The sequence below is a fragment of the Amycolatopsis keratiniphila genome (genome assembly GCF_000400635.2).
GTDB classification, from domain to species: domain Bacteria; phylum Actinomycetota; class Actinomycetes; order Mycobacteriales; family Pseudonocardiaceae; genus Amycolatopsis; species Amycolatopsis keratiniphila.
This window is the reverse complement of record NC_021252.1, coordinates 4,482,885-4,501,107: the sequence shown is the minus strand read 5'-3', so window position 1 is coordinate 4,501,107 and position 18,223 is coordinate 4,482,885. Positions and strand designations below refer to the sequence as shown.

Below are 18,223 nucleotides of genomic sequence, written 5' to 3'. Positions count from 1 at the left end.
CGTGCGACTCGGACTGAACTTGGGCTATTGGGGCGCGGGGAACGACGCGGCCAACCTGGCATTGGCGAAGAAGGCGGACGAACTGGACTACGCGGTCGTCTGGGCCGCGGAGGCCTACGGTTCGGACGCGCCGACGGTGCTCTCATGGGTGGCGGCGCAGACCTCCCGGATCGACGTGGGCAGCGCGGTGTTGCAGATCCCCGCGCGGACACCGGCGATGACCGCGATGACCGCCGCGACCCTGGACACGCTCTCCGGCGGCCGGTTCCGCCTCGGCCTCGGTGTTTCCGGCCCGCAGGTCTCCGAGGGCTGGCACGGCGTGAAGTTCGCGTCGCCGCTCGGCCGCACTCGCGAATACGTCGAGATCGTCCGCAAGGCGCTGAGCCGCGACCGGGTCCGGTACGACGGCGACCACTTCCAGCTGCCGCTGCCCGGCGGCCCCGGCAAAGCCCTGACCCTGACCGTGCACCCCGTGCGCGAAGAGATCCCCGTGTACCTGGCCGCCATCGGCCCGAAGAACCTCGAACTGACCGGCGAGATCGCGAACGGCTGGCTGCCGGTGTTCTACTCGCCGGAGCACGCCGGTGAGCAGCTGAAGCTGATCCAGGCCGGGGCGGAGAAGGCCGAGCGTTCCCTCGACGGCTTCGACGTCGTCCCCACCGTCCCGCTCGTGGTCGGTGACGACTGGAAGGCCTGCGCCGACGCGGTCCGCGGGTACGCGGCGCTGTACATCGGCGGGATGGGCAGCCGCGAGAAGAACTTCTACAACCAGCTCGCCTGCCGGATGGGTTTCGAGCGCGAAGCGGCCGATGTGCAGCAGAAGTACCTGGGCAAGGACTACGAGGGCGCCATGGCGGCGGTCCCGCTGGAGTTCATCGACGCGACGTCGCTGCTGGGGCCCAAGGAGCGCATCGCCGAGCGGATGCAGGCGTTCGCGGAGTCCGGCGTCACGACGCTGACCGTCGCGCCCGCCATGCCGGATCCCGAGGGTTCCGCACACGCCCTCGAGGTCGCCGCCGAAGCCGTCGAATCGGCCGGTGTCGCCTGATGGGATGGTTCGAAGCACTGGTTCTCGGGCTCGTCCAGGGCCTCACGGAGTTCCTGCCGATCTCGTCCAGCGCGCATCTGCGGATCACCGCGGCGCTCGCCGGCTGGGACGACCCGGGCGCCGCGTTCACCGCGGTGACCCAGATCGGCACCGAACTCGCAGTCATCCTGTACTTCTCGTCGAAGATCGGGAAGATCCTCCGCGCCTGGTTCTTCTCGATCTACAAGAAGGACTGGCGTCAGGACCCCGACGCGCGGCTGGGCTGGCTGATCATCGTCGGCTCGCTGCCGATCGTGGTGCTGGGCCTGCTGCTGCAGGACGCCATCGACGAAACCTTCCGTGACCTGCGGATCACCGCGACCACGCTGATCGTGTTCGGCCTGATCCTCCTGGTGGCCGACCGGATCGGGAAGCAGCAGCGCACCCTCGACCACCTGACCGTGCCGCACGGCCTCGGCTTCGGGTTCGCACAGGCGCTGGCGCTGATCCCGGGTGTCTCGCGGTCCGGTGGCACCACGAGCGCCGGGCTGCTGCTCGGCTACACGCGCGCGGAGGCGGCGGAGTACTCCTTCCTGCTGGCGCTGCCCGCGGTGTTCGGCTCGGGCCTGTACAAGCTGACCGACATCGGCAAGGACGGCGCCCCGGCGCAGTGGGGGCCGACGATCCTGGCGACGCTGGTCGCGTTCGGCGTCGGGTACGCGGTCATCGCGTGGCTGATGTCCTACATCAAGACCAAGAGCTTCGTGCCGTTCGTGATCTACCGGCTCGTGCTCGGCGCGCTGCTGTTCGTCCTGATCTTCACCGGTGTCCTGGACCCCCAAGAGGGCCCGCACCTGTAACCCCCGGCGCATCCAGAGGACGAAACGCGGGAGGGGGCAAAGCACGACACGTAGGGTGGGCCACGTGAGTACTGTGATCCTTCTGCGCCACGGCAAGTCCACGGCGAACGGTTCGGGTGTGCTGGCCGGGCGCACGCCCAAGGTCGGCCTGGACGACACCGGCCGGGCGCAGGCGGCCGCGCTCGTCGAGCGCCTGGCGCCGGTCCCGCTCGCCGAGCTGGTGGTTTCGCCGATGCTCCGCTGCCGCCAGACGGTCGCGAAGCTGGCCGAGGCACGCGGTCTGGACAAGGTCAAAGAGCCTGGTTTGTCCGAAGTGGACTACGGCGAATGGACCGGGCGCGCGCTCAAGGATCTGGTGAAGGAACCCCTCTGGCGGGTCGTGCAGGCGCATCCGTCGGCCGCGGTCTTCCCCGGCGGCGAAGGGCTCGCCGAGATGCAGGCGCGGTCGGTCGCGGCCGTCCGTGCGCACGACGCCCGGATCACCGAGAAGTACGGCGAGAACGCGGTATGGCTCCTATGCAGCCATGGCGATGTGATCAAGGCGATCCTCGCCGACGCGCTCGGTCAGCATCTCGATTCCTTCCAGCGGATCGTGGTCGACCCGGCGTCGGTTTCGGTCGTCCGGTACACCGAGACTCGTCCGTTCGTGTTGCGTGTCAACGACAACGGCGGCGACCTCGCCGGTATCGCACCACCGCCGGCCAAGGCGAAAGCCAAGCGTGGCAAGGGAAAGCCGAGCTCCGACGCGGTGGTGGGCGGTACCACCGGAGCGTGACGACTCCTCGTCCGCGGTGTCACGCCACGGACGGCATCCACCGGCCCCTCACTGCCCGTAAGGTGGCCTGAACAGCAGATTCGACGACCCGGGAGCAACACCGATGATTTCGCAGGACAACCCGTTCGCCGCGCCGAGTGAGCTGCCCTACGCCCTTCCGCCGTTCGACCGGATCGCCGACGAACACTTCCTTCCCGCCTTCGAGGCGGGTCTCGCCGAGCACGCCGCGGAAATCGAAGAGATCGCCAACTCCGCCGAGCCGCCGACCTTCGAGAACACCATCGTCGCGCTCGAGAAGTCCGGCAGGCTGCTGTCCCGCGTGTCCAGCGTGTTCTTCAACCTCGCCGGATCGAACGCGAACGACGAGATCCAGCGCGTGCAGGCCGAGATGGCGCCGCGGCTGGCCGCGCACGCCGACGCCATCAACCTGAACCCGGCGTTGTTCGCGAGGATCAACTCCCTGTTCGAGCGCAAGGACGAACTCGGCCTCGACGGCGAGTCGCTCCGCCTTCTGGAGCGCCACCACACCGACGTACGCCGCGCCGGCGCCGGTCTGCCCGAGGCCGACCAGAAGCGCCTGCGCGAGCTGAACGAACAGCTTTCGACGCTGTCGACCCGCTTCCAGCAGAACCTGCTCAAGGACACCAACGAGCTCGCCGTGGTCGTCGACGACGTCGCGGAGCTCGCGGGACTGGGCGAGGACGAGATCGCCACGGCCGCCGAAACCGCCGGTGAGGAAGGCAAGTACGTCCTCAAGCTGACCTTGCCGACCGCGCAGGCCGCGTTGGCCTCGCTGGAGGACCGTGCGCTGCGCGAGCGGATCTTCACCGCGTCGGTCTCCCGCGGCAACCGGGGCAACGAGTCCGACAACAACGGGATCGTGGCCGAACTGGTCCGCCTGCGGGCCGAGCGGGCCGCCGTGCTCGGCTTCCCCGACCACGCGTCGTACGTCATCGAGGACGAGACCGCGAAGACCGCTCAGGCCGCTGTCGGGCTCCTGGAACGTCTCGCGCCGGTCGCGGTCGCCAACGCCAAGGCGGAGGCCGAAGAACTGCAGCGCTACCTCGAAGCCGACATCCCGGGCGCGATCCTGCGGCCGTGGGACTGGGCGTTCTACGCCGAGCGCGTGCGCAAGGACCGCTTCGAGGTCGACACAGCGGCGCTGCGTCCGTACTTCGAGCTGAACCGGGTGCTGACCGACGGCGTCTTCTTCGCCGCGTCCAAGCTGTACGGCCTGAGCTTCACCGAGCGGGAGGATCTGCCGAAGTACCACCCCGAGGTCCGGATCTTCGAGGTCTTCGACGCCGACGGCTCGGAGCTCGGCCTGTTCCTGCTCGACTACTACGCCCGCGACTCCAAGCGCGGCGGCGCCTGGATGAACAACTTCGTCGACCAGACGAAGCTCCTGGGCACGAAGACGGTCGTGGTGAACGTGCTCAACGTCGCCAAGCCGCCGGCGGGCGAGCCGACCCTGCTGACCTTCGACGAGGTCGTCACCGCGTTCCACGAGTTCGGGCATGCGCTGCATTCGCTGCTTTCGGACGTCGAGTACCCGATGTTCTCCGGCACCAACGTCCCGCGTGACTTCGTCGAATATCCGTCGCAGGTCAACGAGATGTGGATGCTGTGGCCCGAGGTCCTGGCCAACTACGCCAAGCACCACGTGACCGGCGAGCCGCTGCCGCAGGAGCAGATCGACAAGCTCCTGGCCTCCCAGCAGTACGGCGAGGGCTTCTCGACCACCGAGTACCTCGCGGCGTCGCTCCTCGACCAGGCGTGGCACGCGCTGGGCACCGAGGACAACGTCGACGACGTCCAGCGGTTCGAAGCCGAGGCGCTGACCAAGGCCGGCGTCGCGCTGGAAGCAGTGCCGCCGCGCTACCGCACCACCTACTTCGCGCACATCTTCAGCGGCGGCTACAGCGCCGGGTACTACTCCTACATCTGGAGCGAGGTCCTCGACGCCGACACCGTGCAGTGGTTCCGCGAGAACGGCGGGCTCACCAGGGAGAACGGTGACCACTTCCGCCGCGAACTGCTCGGGCGGGGCGGCAGCGTCGACCCGATGGCCGCCTTCCGCGCGTTCCGCGGCCGCGACCCGGAGATCGAGCCGCTGCTGAAGCGCCGCGGCCTCGCCGGGGCCTGACCTCCTGACGGTATCCCCGCCCGGGCACCCCCAGTGCCCAGGCGGGGAGGCCGCGTTCAGGCGGCGAGTTCGGCGACGGCCGCGGCGACGTCGTCCACTTCCCGCTCGGTGTTGTAGTAGTGCGGGCTCAGCCGCAGACACCAGTCGACGTCCTTGTCGCCGAAGTCGAACTGCGCGAACTCCCGGTAGCTGAGCGCCGAGTTGATCCGCCTGGCGTCCATCGCCTCCTTGAAGGGCACGGCTTCCCAGCCCTTGATGGAGAACGTCACCAAGGCGCCCAGTTCCGGCCCCCGGTCCAGCACTTCGACGCCCGCGATGGCGCCGAGACCGTCCCTTAGTCTCGCCGCGAGCGCGGGGGTGCGTCGTGAGATCGCCTCCAGGCCGACCTCACGGGCGTACCTCGCCGCGGCCGCGCAGCCGAGCACGGTGGCGTAAGGGAATTCCCATTCTTCGAAGCGGGAAGCCGACTTCGCGGGTTCGTACGCGCCGGGCGCGCTCCAGCGGGCACCGTGCATGTCGATGAACAGCGGCTCGTGCCCGGCTTCGAGGAACCGGTCGGAGACGAACAGGAACCCAGAACCGCGCGGACCACGCAGGAATTTGCGGCACGTCGAGGTGAGCAGGTCGGCGCCGATCTCTTCGACGTCGACGGGGTACTGGCCGATCGACTGGCAGGCGTCGACCAGATAAAGCAGGCCGAGCTCCCGGCAGTGACGCCCGATTTCGGCGATCGGCTGGACGAGCCCCGAGTTGGTCGGGATGTGCGTGGCCGCGACCAGTTTCGGTTTCTTCGTGCGCATCAGAGCCGCCATGGCCTCGACGTCGACACCGCCCTCTCGGATGTCCGGCGCGTGCACGATCTCGACGCCGAACCGCTTCCGCAGCGACAGGAAGGCGATCTGGTTGGAGATGAAGTCGTTGCGGGTGGTGAGTACGACGTCGCCGGGTTCGAACCGGATCGAGGAAAGCGCGGTGGAGTAGGCGTGGGTGGCGCTCGCCGCGAAGGCGATGTTGCGGGGCCGGGCGTTGATCAACGCGGCGATCTCGCGATAGAAGCCCGCGACCTGATCCGACCGTGCCGCCGCGGCCTCGTAGCCGCCGATCTCGGCTTCGAGCTTCAGATGATCGAGCATGGCGGCGAGCACCGGCTTCGCCAGTAATCCACAGCCCGCGTTGTTGAAGTGGACGACCTTCTCGCTGCCCGGCGTATCGGCCCGCAGAGCGGCGATGTCCAGTAGTGATTCCGCACGGTTTTCAGTAGCACTATCATGTTCTTTCATGTCGGATAGTAGCACTTCCGCACTCGTCCTCCAGTTGCGTTCCCTGATCCGCTCGGCGGCCGCGGGGGACCGGTTGCCCAGCAGCCGTGAGCTGATCGAGCGTTACCGGGTCGGTCCGGTGACGGTGTCGCGCGCGATCGCTCTGCTGGCGGCCGAGGGTGCCGTCGTGACCCGGCCCGGGAGCGGGACGTATGTGGCGGCCAGGCCGTCGGTGGCGGAGGGGCCACTCGACACGGCTTGGCAGACCGTCGCGCTGACCGACCGCAGCGTCGACACGACGTCGCTCACCGGTGTCCTCGGCCCGCCGCCGGAGGGCGCGATCCTTCTCGACGGCGGATATCCGCATCGCTCGCTGCAGGCGACCCGCTTCCTGAGCGCGGCGCTCGCGCGGGCGGGACGCCGTCCGGATTCCTGGGATCGGGCTCCCGCCGCCGGTCTGGCCGCGTTGAGGTCGGTGTTCGCGGGACCCGCCGGTGCGTCACCGGACGACGTCCTGATCACCGCCGGCGGCCAGAGCGGGCTGTCCATGGCGTTCCGGGCGATCGCGGCACCAGGCAGCCCGGTCCTCGTCGAATCGCCGACCTATCCGGGAGCACTCGCCGCCGCGCGGGCGGCGGGGCTCCGTCCGGTGCCGGTCCCGATCGACGACGACGGGGTCCGGCCGGATCTGCTGGCCGAGGCGTTCGCGATGACCGGTGCCCGGCTGTTCTACTGCCAGCCCACTTTTCACAACCCGACCGGAACCGTGCTCACGCCGGAACGCCGCACGCAGGTGCTGGAGGTGGCGCGCGCGGCGGGCGCCTTCGTACTGGAGGACGATTTCGCCCGGCACCTCTCGCATGGGGTCACCGCGCCGCGTCCGCTGATCAGTGACGATCGCGACGGCACGGTCGTCCATCTGACGTCGGTGACCAAAGCCGCCGCGCCGAGCCTCCGGATCGGGGCGCTGATCGCGCGTGGTCCCGTTCTCGACCGGATGAAGGCGATCCGGCGGGTCGACGACTTCTTCGTCTCCCGTCCGCTGCAGGAGGCGGCTCTCGAACTGCTCAGCGCTCCGTCCTGGGAACGCCACGTACGGAAACTGGGCTCCGAACTACGGCAGCGGTGCGTAAAAGCAGCCGCGGAGCTGGCGGGGGAGCGTCCAGAGTGGACTGTCGCGCGGCTGCCCGAGGGTGGGCTGCACCTGTGGGTGCGGTTGCCGGCGGGGAGTGACGCGAACGCGGTCGCCCGCGCGGCGAGGGAACGGGGAGTCGTCGTGGGGGCGGGGGACCGGTTCTTCGCCGCCGAACCGGCCGGTCCGTTCCTCCGGCTCGGCTTCGCCGCCGCGGCGGACGTCTCCGAACTCGCCGAAGGCATCAGGCGGCTAGGAAGTGTATAACGACCTATACCGCTTGGCTCAGGACAAAACCGTATCGAGCAACAGATAAACCCCACCGCCGAGGACGACACCGGCGGCCATCCCGGCCGTGACTTCGGCTTTGGTGTGATCACCGAGCTCGACGCGGGACCAGCAGACCCAGGCGACGCCGAGGAAGACCAGTGCGAGCCAGGGGCCGTAGACACGGATCAGCATCACCGCTGCACCCGCCGCCACCATCGCGTGCATCGAGATCTTGAACTCGAGCCCGAAGGTGATCGCGAGCGCGGCGATCAGGCAGACGAGCTCGGCGGCCGCGAGCGCGATCATCTCGTGCGGGGCACCGCCGGCGATGAGGCCGACGAAGCCGGCGGTCAGCGAGCCGATGCAGACCGCGAACGGGACGAGCCGTCCGGCGCGATCGGTGACATGGTGGCTGTCCCACTTGCCCTTCCTGGCGCCGCGCACGATCACGGCCATCGGGATCAGCGAGCCGGTGACGCCGACGACGAGACCCCAGAGCACCGTCTCGCCGACGTGATATCCGGTGACCTTCCAGGCGACGATCAGCGGGAGGCCGAGCACCCAGACCCAGGGAGCGAGCACCTCGGTCGCGATCCGCGCGAGACGTCGGCGGGTCTCGGGGGCTTCCGTGGTCTGGGTCGGCATCGCGCGTGGTCTCCTCGGGAATCGTGGCCGGAGCGGCTCCTGCCGGACTCGCGCCCGGCAGGAGCGGTGATCATCGTTCCAGACCCCGGCGGCCCGCCCGCGCGAGGATGTCCGCGCCCGCCGGATCCGCCCGGACGGCCTTGTCGAAGCTCTCCTTGGGCAGCACCGTGTTCCCGGCCACGGTCACCGTCTCTGGTGGGGTGTCGTAGCCGTCGGGCAGGGCGTCCCAGAAGTTGCCGACGAAGGCGACGTTCTCCATCGGTGGCCCCACCTGGAGCGCGATCGGGGTGTCGGCCCGGTGGACGATGTTGCCGAGGACGGTGACCCACGCCGCGCCGTAGTCGGTGTAGAGGCCGAAGTTGTACGAGGTGAGGACGTCGCGGATGACGTTGCCGCGGACCAGCGCCCCGCCGGCGAACGACGAGCCCTGCGGGGCCGACAGGTAGATCCCGCCGCCGTCCATGAGCTTCCCCATGCTGCGTTCGACGAGGTTCGAGATCACCTGCGTGCCCTTGGCGCGCTCACCGCCGGTGATCACGATGCCGTTGTGCGGTACGTCGTGGATCTCGTTGTGTGCCACGGCGGTCTCCGCGGACTCGACCACGAGGACGGCGGGCGAACCGCGGTACTCGGTGCCGATGTGGTGGACCAGGTTGTCTTCGACCGCGACCCGGGTGCTCGTGTGGACGGCGATCCCGCTGCCCGAGATCTCGTCGAAGACGTTCGCCCGGATCCGCACGTCGGTGGCGTCCTCGATCAGCAGCCCTCCCGCGCCGAGCCGGGTGAAGTGGTTGCCCTCCAGGGAGACCCGGCGGACAGAGGTGAGACTGACGTTCGCGGGCAACTGGACCGGCTCCGCGGGCACGTGGACGTAACCCACGTCCGCGCCGAGGTCGATCTTCTGGAAGTCGCCTCGTTCGTAGCGTGCGTTGCCGTGATAGTGCAGGTAGCCGCCGGTGCGGGCTGGGCCGGTCCAGGTCGCGTCGGTGAAGGTGAAGCCGCGCAGCACGAGGTCGTGTACGCCTCGCGCGTTGATGAGCGTTTCGAGCACCGGAGCGACGACGCTGGTCTCGCCGATCTCCTCTCCGGGACGCGGACGGTAGTGCAGGACGTGCTCGCCTGTGTCGGTGCGGCCGACGGCGAAGGTTCCCGGTTCGGTCAGGAAAGCCACGTTGTTCTCGAGCGTGGACGGCGCGGCGAGGCCATCCCAGGCGCCGTCGCCACCGGCGCTGTACCACTTGGCGTCGTAGAGCGATTTGGCGTGCTCGAACGCCGGCTGAGCCATGGTGATCGTGGTCGAGGAGGCGTCACCGGAAATCGACGCGACGGCGAGCCGGGCTTCGGACCACGGGTAGACGCCCGGATACACGAACTCCAGCCCGGAGGGGTCCGGCCACGTCTGAGGCTCCGTGCTGTCCGTGACGTAACCAGTCGCTGTTTTCGTCACGATTCCCGGGAGTCCGTCCGTGCGGGCCGCTCGCGCCGCGGGCTCGCCGTCGACGGTGAGCCGTCGTGGCGCCAGGTCGCCGATCGGCGCGGTCCAGACGCCGTCGTCGCCCGTCGTCCAGCCGGTGATCTCACGGCCGCCGCTCAGTTCCACTTCGGCCTGGTCGACCGTTCCGTAGCCGTGTGCCTGGTAGATCACGCGGAAGCCGTTCGAGCCGGAATCGCCCTGCGTGTCAGTGAAGACAACAGGTTCGTCCAGGTGGTGGACGCCGGCCGCGAAGGACACGATGACGTCGCCGGTCATGGTGGCCGTCGCAGCTCGGACGGCCTTCTGAGCGGCTTTCGGGCCGGCGAACGGCTGTTCGGCGGTGCCGGGCCAGTCGTCTCTGCCGTCCGGGGATACGAAGAACCTGATTTCGGGCATGCTGAAGCGCTCCTGCGAGAGGTATATGGGATATACTGAGGTTTATCAGCTAAACACGAACGAGCGAAGAGCGTCAAGGGAGTAGCGGGTGGCGGAAGACGACGCGCAGCCGGATCCGGAGCGCGCGATCGAGCTGCTGTGGGGGACGTCCGAGCCGGAGCGGCCCGGGTTGAGCCTGGGCCGGATCGTCGCGGCGGCCGTCGAGGTCGCGGACGCCGAAGGGCTCGCCTCGCTGTCGATGCGCAAGGTCGCGGAACGGTTCGGCACCACCACCATGTCGCTCTACCGGTACGTCCCCGGCAAGGCGGAACTGGTGGAGCTCATGCGTGACGCGGTGTACGGCGAGTTCCCGATGGGGTCTTCGGACGGGCTCGGCTGGCGAGCGGGTCTCGAACGCTGGGCGCGGCGAGCCTGGGAAATGCACCACCGGCATCCGTGGCTGGTCCACAGCGCCGGTTCCCGCCGCCTCCCGGGGCCGAACATCATGGCCGGCTACGACCACGCGCTGGACGTGGCTTCGCGCAGCGGTTTGGCACCGGCGGAAGTGATCGCGGTGGTGAACCTGGTGGGCGGATTCGTCGAGTCGGCCGCGCGTCAGGCGGGGGAGGCCGCGGAGCTCCAGCGGCGCACGGGGGTGACCCATGAGCGCTGGTGGAGCGAACGCGAGTCCCTCTTCGAGCGCCTGGACCGTTATCCGGCGCTGGAGCGGCTGTGGAAGGCCGGGGGAATGGATGCTCCGCTGGACACCTTCGAATTCGGGCTGCGGAGGACCCTCGACGGTATCGAGGCGCTCGTCCGAAGCCAGGGGAGTGAGGTAATCAGTGACGAAACCGGGGGAGGGGAGTGCGTCGTCTGCGGTAAGCCGTTGGACGGGGGAGGACGGGGCAGGCCTCGGGACTACTGCTCGCGGGCGTGCCAGCAACGCGCCTACCGGCGTCGTCAGGCTCAAAGTGTATAACGACCTATTCAGTCGGGCAATTGACAAGATCAACTTGAAGCCGATGAGAAAACCCGCAAAGACTGTCGGAGACCCTGGCTAGGGTTGCCCGGTGGTCACCGAGGTCTTGCTGGAGCAGCTGGAAGAGGACGCCCCGACGTCCGTGCTTTTCGAGGGTTTTCTGGAGCCCGGAGCGCAGGCGGCCCAGGCGCTGCTCGTGCTGGGGAAGGTCGCCCGGACCCGGTTCTGGACGCCGCCGTCCATGGTGAAGCGGTTGATCGCCGAGTCCGATCCGGTCTTCACCGCGGACCGGACGACGCTGCGAGCGGAGGCTTTCTCGCCGTGCTGCGGCGTCTACGCCAGGCTCGATCTGCCGGAGGCGGGTGAGCTCGGTGAGGGTTGCACCAATGTGGACCTGTCCGAGGCGACGCGGACCGTTCTGGCCGGGGTCGTCGCACAGGATCCGTTGCACCTGACCGTTCGCGGCGAGGGAATCCGTCTCCGCACAATCGACGGGCAGAACGACGAGTCCGTGGTGCCGTTGCCGGATCGCTGGGTGTCCGGGTTCGCCGAGGTCGCCGCTGTCACCGCGGGTGCGGTCGAGAAGGCGGAGCTGGACAAGACGGAGGCGCGGAACTTCCTGCGGAAGCTCCCCACTTCGGTCGGGAAGTCTTGGGCGGTGGCGTCGGGCCGTGGGCTCCGGCTGACGTCAAGGCCGGGCCGGGACTCGATCCCGGCGACCGGGCTCCATCGGTTGCGGATCGTCGAGCCGCTCGTCCGGTTCGTCCAGGGGCTGACCGTCTACACGCGACTGGACAGCGAGGTCGCGACTTGGGTGCTCCGGTTGGAACGAGCGCGGCTCGTCGTCACGTTGTCCCCGGAGCCGTCCCGCGGTTTCTCGGGCGAAGGCGGCTGGCTGAACGCTCTGGCGGCGGGGCTCGAAGCGCCGGACCTCGTCGCGGGTCGCGCCGGGCACGACGTCGTCGACGGCACGTGGTTCCCGCGCGAGCTCCCGAGCGGGGCCGCTCCGGCGAACGGCCGGCTGGCGAAAGCCCGGGAGCTCGTTGCCGCCGGAGCCGTCCGTATGTTGCCGGACGGTGGTTACGAGATCACCCGCGCGGGCTCGGTGCAGCGTGTCCGGCTTTCGCCCGCCGGGTGCACGTGTGCGTGGTGGGCCAAGCACCAGGAGAATCGAGGGCCTTGTTCGCACGTGCTGGCGGCCCGGATGTCAGCCGCCGAGTCGTGACGCCGCCTTCGCCGCTTTCGAGCTGCCCTTGAAGCCTGTGAGCCATTCCTTCGTTTCGGCGCTGATCGTGCCCGCTCCACGGTCCACGAGGTCCGCGGCGAGCTCCAGCAGCGCGAAGATGCCACGATGGGAGGGCGCCAGCTTCGGCAGCAAAGTGTCCAGTGTGGACAGTACGGCGATGGGGTGTTCGTTCGCGACGGTCGCGAGCCGGGGTGCCAGCCGCGTGATGATGAGCTGCGAGCCGAGTACGCCCAGCGCGTCGCCGAGCGCGCGGGGGCCGAGCATCCGCTGCTCCAGCAGGGTGAGCACGGCGTCCGTCCCGAGTTGGACGGCGGCGGGGCGTTTCAGCGCGAGAGTGGTGGCGAGGAGCATCGTGCCGGGGAGGCCCGGCGCCGAGGGGCTGTCGAGGAACGGGGGCAGCGCGGCCTTCTCCACGGGATAGCCGACTTCGATGTCGTTGAAGTACAGGTTCCCGGCGACGGTGGCTTCGAGGTGGTCGCGGTCGTACGGCGAGGCGACTGCTTCGTGGCATTCGGTGAAGCCGAGCCACTCGGGGGCCCGGCCCTCGAACGGGATGCCCAGCCACGGAACTCGCGGTGAGACGGGTTCCGGGGTTTGTTCGACGTTCAGTGTGTTCGAGCCGTAGTGGGTCAGGCCGGCTTTCGCCGTCCAGGTGACGGGCGGTCCGGGTTCGCCGCGGAGTGCGGCGGCGGGGTCGGCGGATTCGGGGTGCCGGGCGCGGGCCGCGGCGAGGGCGGTCCAGCCCGTGTGGTCGATGGCCGGTCCGCCGAGGGCGTAGCGGATGGTGTCGGCGTGCGGTCCGGTGAGATCCGTGGCGAGCGCGAGGGCTGCCGATCTCGTGTCGGGGGCGAGCCGGAGCAGTGCGTCGGCGACGTCGTCTTCGGCCGCGTCGGGGTGTTCGAGCATGCGGGCGACGAAGACGACCGGGTCGAGCCAGCCGCCATGGTGGGTGGCGGCGGAGACGGGAACGGCGGTGCCTTCGAGGAGGGTGGTGATCCGGTGGTGGAGGGGGCGGCGCCAGCCGTCGACCTGCGGTAGCGGGGCGACGTCGCGGCCGGTGAGGCCGAGGACGAGGGGGGCGATCATCTTCGGTACCGCCGCGCTGTACTGCTGGCCGGCGATTCGGGCGGCGCGTTTCACCAGCGGTTTGAGGGCGTCTTGGAGCTCGCCGGCGACGCGGTGGGCGCCGTCGAGGGCGGCCAGGAGGAGGTCGCCCTGGTCGGGGTCGGCGAGCAGGGAGGAGAGGGCTTCGGCGACCGCGGCCGGGGTGTCGGGGATTTCGAGCGGGACGGTCAGCGTTTTGCGCTGGTCCCACGGTGTTCGGGTGGGTTCCGGGTACTCGGTGGTCTCGATGACGGGTGGCGCCTCAGGGGTGACACCGAGCCGGGCGGTGGCGATGGCGCGGACGTCGGAGGCGTCGTGGGTGAGTGCCGCTTCGAAGACTTCGTTGGCGAGGTCGGTGAGTTCGGGGCGTCGGTCGGCGATGCGGCCGGCGAGTTTGAGGGCGAGTTTGGCGGTGGCGGCGCCGCGTCCGGCGGCCGCGGCGGGGAGGTGCTGGAGTGCGACTTCGGCGTCCAGCGTGCCTTGTTTATCCACAAGAGACAGAGCTTTGACGGCGAAGGAGACGGTGCGGGGGAGGCTGCTTCCGCACAGCCGGGCGTAGCGGTGCTGAGCCGCTGTGCGTTCGTCCGGGGTGGGGGCGAGCGCTTCGTGGAGCGCGGAGTACCACTGGGCGCGGAAGGCGGCGAAGTCGCGGGCGAGGATGTCGAGGGTGAGGTCGAGGAGCCGGGTGCGGTCGAGTTCGCCGGCCTCGGTGAGTTCGAGCAGCGCGGTGGACCATTTGTCCTCGTCGCGAACGTACTTGTCGAAGGCGGCGAAGCTGGCGTCGCCGTTGCCTTCGATCGTGAGCAGTTCCCAGATCTCGGTGAGGGCTTCGCGTTCGGTCCGGAGCCGTTCGGCGAGTGGTTTCCCGCCGAAGCGTCCGGCCCAGCGGAACCAGCCGGCGTGGTACTCCGGTGTCCGGATGGGTTCGAGGTCGCCGTCGAGGATCATGCGGCGGATGGCTTCCCAGGCGGTGTGGTGGCCGATCATGCGCAGCGCGATCGTCTTGCGTTCGGTGAGCGAGCGGTCCTGCAGGACACGTTCGAGGATCGTGGGCGAGGCGATCCAGAGTTTGCGGAGCAGGGGGTCGCTGGCGGGGAGGGCGGTCCAGAGGGCGGTCGCGGCTTGCTGGGCCCTGAGCGGGTTGCGGGCGCCGTAGGTGTCGGGCTTGACCTCGACGAACTCGCGACTGTCCTTGAAGGCGGCCAGGAGTTCGGGGACGAGGGCTTTCCGCTCGGTGGGGGAAAGCTCGAGGGCCCGGGTGAGGACTTCCGAGGGCTGGCCGGTGAGGAGCTCGTCGAGGTGCACGGGCCCATTGTGTCGTGAGTGGTGAGGACGTATCACCGCACTCGCGTGATTGAAGCCGGAACTCGCGTGATCAGGGGCGCAACACTCGAGTGTGGCCTCCAATCACGCGAGTTACGTCCCTGATCACGCGAGTTACGCCTTCTCTCACGAAGGCGGCCGTGTCCCCCGGGGGACGCGGCCGCCTTCGTGAGGTGGTTCAGGCTCAGATGAGGCCGAGCTTCTTCACCGCGTCGCGCTCTTCGGCCAGCTCGTTGACCGAAGCGTCGATGCGGGCACGCGAGAAGTCGTCGATCTCCAGGCCCTGGACGATCTTGTACTCGCCGTTCGCGGCGGTGACCGGGAACGAGGAGATCAGGCCCTCCGGGACACCGTAGGAGCCGTCGGACACGACCGCCGCCGAGGTCCAGTCACCCTCCGGGGTGCCGTTGACCCAGGTGTGGACGTGGTCGATCGCCGCGGAGGCGGCCGACGCCGCGGAGGACAGGCCGCGGGCCTCGATGATCGCCGCGCCGCGCTTGGCGACGGTCGGGATGAAGTCGTCGGTCAGCCACGCCTGGTCGGTGATGACCTCGGTGGCGGCCTTGCCGGACACCTCGGCGTGCGCGATCGACGGGTACTGGGTCGCGGAGTGGTTGCCCCAGATCGCGACCTTCTTCAGCTCGGTCACCGGTACGCCCAGCTTCTTCGACAGCTGCGCGAGGGCGCGGTTGTGGTCGAGGCGGGTCATCGCGGTGAAGCGGTCGGCCGGGACGTCCGGCGCGTGCGCCTGCGCGATGAGGGCGTTGGTGTTGGCCGGGTTGCCGACCACGAGGACCTTGATGTCGCTCGCCGCGCCGGCGTTGATGGCCTCACCCTGCGGCTTGAAGATGCCACCGTTGGCCTCGAGCAGGTCGCCGCGCTCCATGCCCTTCGCGCGGGGACGGGCGCCGACGAGCAGGGCGACGTTCGCGCCCTCGAAGGCCTGCTTCGGGTCGTCGAAGATGTCGATGCCCGACAGCAGCGGGAACGCGCCGTCTTCGAGTTCCATCGCGGTGCCCTCAGCCGCCTTGACCGCCTGCGGGATCTCCAGGAGCCGCAGCTTCACCGGGGTGTCCGGGCCGAGCAGCTGACCGGACGCGATGCGGAAGAGCAGCGCGTAGCCGATCTGGCCGGCCGCACCGGTGACGGTGACGTTGACAGGGGCTTGGGTCATTGCGGTTCTCCAGCTTGAGGCGACATCGACTTTGTACCGCGATGCTAGTCCTGTCCCGAGTCGCCGTCCGGGTGCGTCCAGTCACTGTTTTCTTGATCGATGCCGTCGGCGGCCACGTTCGCGGCGAGTCGCGAGAGCAGCCCGGCCAGCATGGTGATCTCGTCGTCGCTGAATCCGGCCCGGATCCGTTTGTCGTGCGCGATCGCCGCCTTCGCCAGCCGGTGGAAGACGGTTTCACCCTCGTCGGTGAGTTCGACCACGTGCACCCGCCGGTTGTCGGGAGCGCGCCGGCGGGTGATCAAGCCCGCACTCTCCATGGCGTTCAGATGGTGGGTGAGCGTGGCGCCCTGGATGCCGACCGCGGCCGCGAGTTCTCGCTGGTTGGCCACGTGCCGGGTCTTCAGCGTGATCAGGATCTGCCAGACGGGCTGTGAGCCGCCGCCGGCGGCCAGTGCCTGATCGAAGGCGCGCCCGACGGATTTGGCGGTCTTGGCGAGGACGACCCCGATGGGTGCCGCGGTGGGTTTCTGCACGTCAGGAGCATAGTGCATGAATCTAAGGGTTCGATGTCTAATCGTGGGATACCTAACCTTCAAGGAGTCGAACGAAACGGACGGAACACCATGCGCAGTACGGAGAGCGAGATCCGCGACGGCGACCGCCGGCTTGTCTCCACGAAATCGTCAACGCGAAGCCGCGAAAGCATTTTCCATATCGTGCGAATCCAATGGTGTTTTCCGGTGTCGACGGTGTTCTCAATGGCTCCGGAAAACGGTTACAGTCCATAATACGTTTTCATGAACCGATTGCCGAGACGGTTTCGTCCGATCGGCGGGCGGCATCGTGATGATCGACTCGCTAACATGAGTCCGCCCAGTTCCCCGCCCCCCGTGTGGAAGTTTTGGGAAGGACCCCATGCTCAATGCAGTGGTTGCCGCCGTATCTCTTTTCTCGTCGATAATAACGCCGAACAGTATGTCCCCGCCGCCCGGGCCGCCGCCCGATCGGGTCGTCATCGACGTCGTCACCGTCAATGGCTCCGGCTGTCCGCCGGGTTCGTCCGCGGTGGCCGTCGCCAGGGACAACACTTCCTTCACGGTCACCTACAGCGAATACACCGCGCAGGTCGGCGTCGGCTCGAAGCCCACCGACTTCCGGAAGAACTGCCAGCTGAACCTCAATATCCACGTACCGCAGGGATTCACCTACGGTATCGCCAGCGCCGATTATCGCGGTTTCGCCTCGCTCGAAGCCGGCGCCAAGGCATTGCAGCGGGCGAATTACTACTTCCAGGGAAATTCGCCGACCGCGCAGGTGAGCCATCCCGTCAACGGGCCGATCTCGGACAACTGGCAATTCCGTGACGAGGCCGAAGGTGGCGTCATCATCTACAAGCCGTGCGGTGAGGATCGGAATCTCAACGTGAACACGGAACTGAGGGTCGGCGCGGGTTCGTCGGATCCGAAGAAGACCACCAGTTTCATCACGATGGATTCCACCGACGGCGCCTTCAAGACCACCTACCACTTCTCGTGGAAGACCTGCCCGACCTCCTGACCTCTCCTCCAGGGTGACGGCCTGCTTCCCGGTCCGGAAGAAGGCCGTCCCACCCATGCCCGGTCAGGGCCTTGGCCGCTCTGAACGAGGACTTCACCGCTCGTCGCCGCCCTGCCCGGCGGCGGCGAGTCTTCTCGACGACCCCATTTCCGGCGGACGGCAGAGAAATCGCCTCGCTGAATCCGCCGATCCCGCCGTGTCGAAGCTTTGGGAAGGATCCCATGCTCAACGTGCTGGTCGCTGCCGTAACGCTTTTCTCCTCGGTCGTCACCCCGAACGCCTGGGTGCCGCCCCCGTTACCGGCCGACAAGATAGTCATCGATGTCGTGACGGTCAACGGAACCGGATGCAAACCCGGTACGGCGGCCGTTTCCGTGTCACCGGACAACACCGCGTTCACGGTCACCTACAGCGAATACACCGCGCAGGTCGGCGTCGGCGCGAAACCGACCGATCTGCGCAAGAACTGTCAGCTCAACCTCTATGTCCACGTACCGCAGGGATTCACCTACGGTATCGCGGGCACCGACTACCGCGGATTCGCCTCCTTGGCGGCGGGAGCCACCGGACTGGAACGGGCCAACTACTACTTCCAAGGCAATTCGCCGACGTCGTACGTGAACCACAGCCTCAAAGGCCCGTTCGAGGACAACTGGCAGTTCACCGACAACATCGAAGTCGGCGCCATCGTCTACAAACCCTGTGGTGAGGACCGGAACTTCAACATCAACACGGAATTGCGGGCCGCGGTCGGCACTTCCGATCCGAAGAAGACCACCAGCTTCGTCACCATGGACTCGACCGACGGTTCCATCAAGACCACCTACCACTTCTCGTGGAAGAACTGCCCGAAACCGAAGAACTGATCCCTGAACCT

Annotated in this window: 15 protein-coding genes; 9 read left to right on the top strand and 6 right to left on the bottom strand. The window is 68.3% G+C overall.

Translation table 11 applies throughout. The features are described from left to right. Nucleotide 1 precedes the first annotated feature (1 nt). The 4 genes from AORI_RS61485 (at nt 2) to AORI_RS61470 (ending at nt 4,808) form a co-directional block, all read left to right on the top strand. Nucleotides 2–1,048, top strand: a complete 1,047-nt coding sequence (locus AORI_RS61485; protein ID WP_016334443.1) for an LLM class F420-dependent oxidoreductase — start codon at nt 2–4, stop codon at nt 1,046–1,048. Beyond that, nucleotides 1,048–1,887, top strand: coding sequence for an undecaprenyl-diphosphate phosphatase (locus AORI_RS61480; RefSeq protein WP_016334442.1), 840 nt, complete (start codon nt 1,048–1,050; stop codon nt 1,885–1,887). Before AORI_RS61485 ends, AORI_RS61480 begins: the two co-directional genes overlap by 1 nt. Before the next feature lie 64 nt (nt 1,888–1,951). Continuing rightward, entirely contained in the window at nt 1,952–2,662 is a 711-nt protein-coding gene (locus AORI_RS61475) for a histidine phosphatase family protein (RefSeq protein WP_043848846.1), read from the top strand. Between the two features lie 103 nt (nt 2,663–2,765). Beyond that, nucleotides 2,766–4,808, top strand: a complete 2,043-nt coding sequence (locus AORI_RS61470) for a M3 family metallopeptidase (protein ID WP_016334440.1) — start codon at nt 2,766–2,768, stop codon at nt 4,806–4,808. Between the two features lie 56 nt (nt 4,809–4,864). Here AORI_RS61470 and AORI_RS61465 read toward each other — a convergent pair whose 3' ends face one another. After that, on the bottom strand, nt 4,865–6,088 hold the full coding sequence (locus tag AORI_RS61465) for an aminotransferase class V-fold PLP-dependent enzyme (protein WP_043848132.1): 1,224 nt from the start codon (nt 6,086–6,088) through the stop codon (nt 4,865–4,867). Here AORI_RS61465 and AORI_RS61460 point away from each other — a divergent pair. Next, on the top strand, nt 6,087–7,466 hold the full coding sequence (locus AORI_RS61460) for an aminotransferase-like domain-containing protein (protein WP_043848131.1): 1,380 nt from the start codon (nt 6,087–6,089) through the stop codon (nt 7,464–7,466). The two genes, AORI_RS61465 and AORI_RS61460, sit on opposite strands and share 2 nt — an antisense overlap. A gap of 18 nt (nt 7,467–7,484) precedes the next feature. On the opposite strand, the gene AORI_RS61455 is transcribed toward AORI_RS61460, so the two are convergent. After that, the gene (locus AORI_RS61455; protein WP_016334437.1) at nt 7,485–8,114 is read right to left on the bottom strand and encodes a phosphatase PAP2 family protein; all 630 of its coding nucleotides are present in this window, start codon (nt 8,112–8,114) and stop codon (nt 7,485–7,487) included. Nucleotides 8,115–8,184: 70 nt separating this feature from the next. Continuing rightward, entirely contained in the window at nt 8,185–9,984 is a 1,800-nt protein-coding gene (locus AORI_RS61450) for a right-handed parallel beta-helix repeat-containing protein (protein WP_016334436.1), read from the bottom strand. 88 nt (nt 9,985–10,072) lie between these two features. Between AORI_RS61450 and AORI_RS61445 the strand changes: the two genes are divergently transcribed. Together AORI_RS61445 and AORI_RS61440 are read left to right on the top strand one after the other, a co-directional pair. After that, the gene (locus AORI_RS61445; RefSeq protein ID WP_016334435.1) at nt 10,073–10,942 is read left to right on the top strand and encodes a TetR/AcrR family transcriptional regulator C-terminal domain-containing protein; all 870 of its coding nucleotides are present in this window, start codon (nt 10,073–10,075) and stop codon (nt 10,940–10,942) included. Nucleotides 10,943–11,033: 91 nt separating this feature from the next. Beyond that, nucleotides 11,034–12,167, top strand: a complete 1,134-nt coding sequence (locus AORI_RS61440) for an SWIM zinc finger family protein (protein WP_016334434.1) — start codon at nt 11,034–11,036, stop codon at nt 12,165–12,167. Here the strand turns inward: AORI_RS61440 and AORI_RS61435 are convergent. From AORI_RS61435 to AORI_RS61425, 3 genes are all read right to left on the bottom strand, one after another. Continuing rightward, nucleotides 12,150–14,597, bottom strand: coding sequence for a DUF6493 family protein (locus tag AORI_RS61435; protein ID WP_016334433.1), 2,448 nt, complete (start codon nt 14,595–14,597; stop codon nt 12,150–12,152). The two genes, AORI_RS61440 and AORI_RS61435, sit on opposite strands and share 18 nt — an antisense overlap. Nucleotides 14,598–14,799: 202 nt before the next feature. After that, nucleotides 14,800–15,789: a malate dehydrogenase gene (locus tag AORI_RS61430; protein WP_016334432.1), complete on the bottom strand. Its 990-nt coding sequence runs from the start codon at nt 15,787–15,789 to the stop codon at nt 14,800–14,802. 44 nt (nt 15,790–15,833) lie between these two features. Next, a complete protein-coding gene (locus tag AORI_RS61425) occupies nt 15,834–16,322 on the bottom strand; it encodes a MarR family winged helix-turn-helix transcriptional regulator (RefSeq protein ID WP_016334431.1) in 489 nt (162 codons plus the stop codon). 382 nt (nt 16,323–16,704) lie between these two features. Here AORI_RS61425 and AORI_RS61420 point away from each other — a divergent pair, with 382 nt between their 5' ends. Both AORI_RS61420 and AORI_RS61415 read left to right on the top strand, forming a co-directional pair. Next, nucleotides 16,705–17,346 carry a DUF4360 domain-containing protein gene (locus AORI_RS61420; protein WP_043848130.1) on the top strand — a complete coding sequence of 214 codons (642 nt, stop codon included), beginning with the start codon at nt 16,705–16,707 and terminating at the stop codon, nt 17,344–17,346. Nucleotides 17,347–17,567: 221 nt separating this feature from the next. After that, nucleotides 17,568–18,212, top strand: coding sequence for a DUF4360 domain-containing protein (locus AORI_RS61415; RefSeq protein WP_016334429.1), 645 nt, complete (start codon nt 17,568–17,570; stop codon nt 18,210–18,212). Nucleotides 18,213–18,223: the final 11 nt, after the last annotated feature.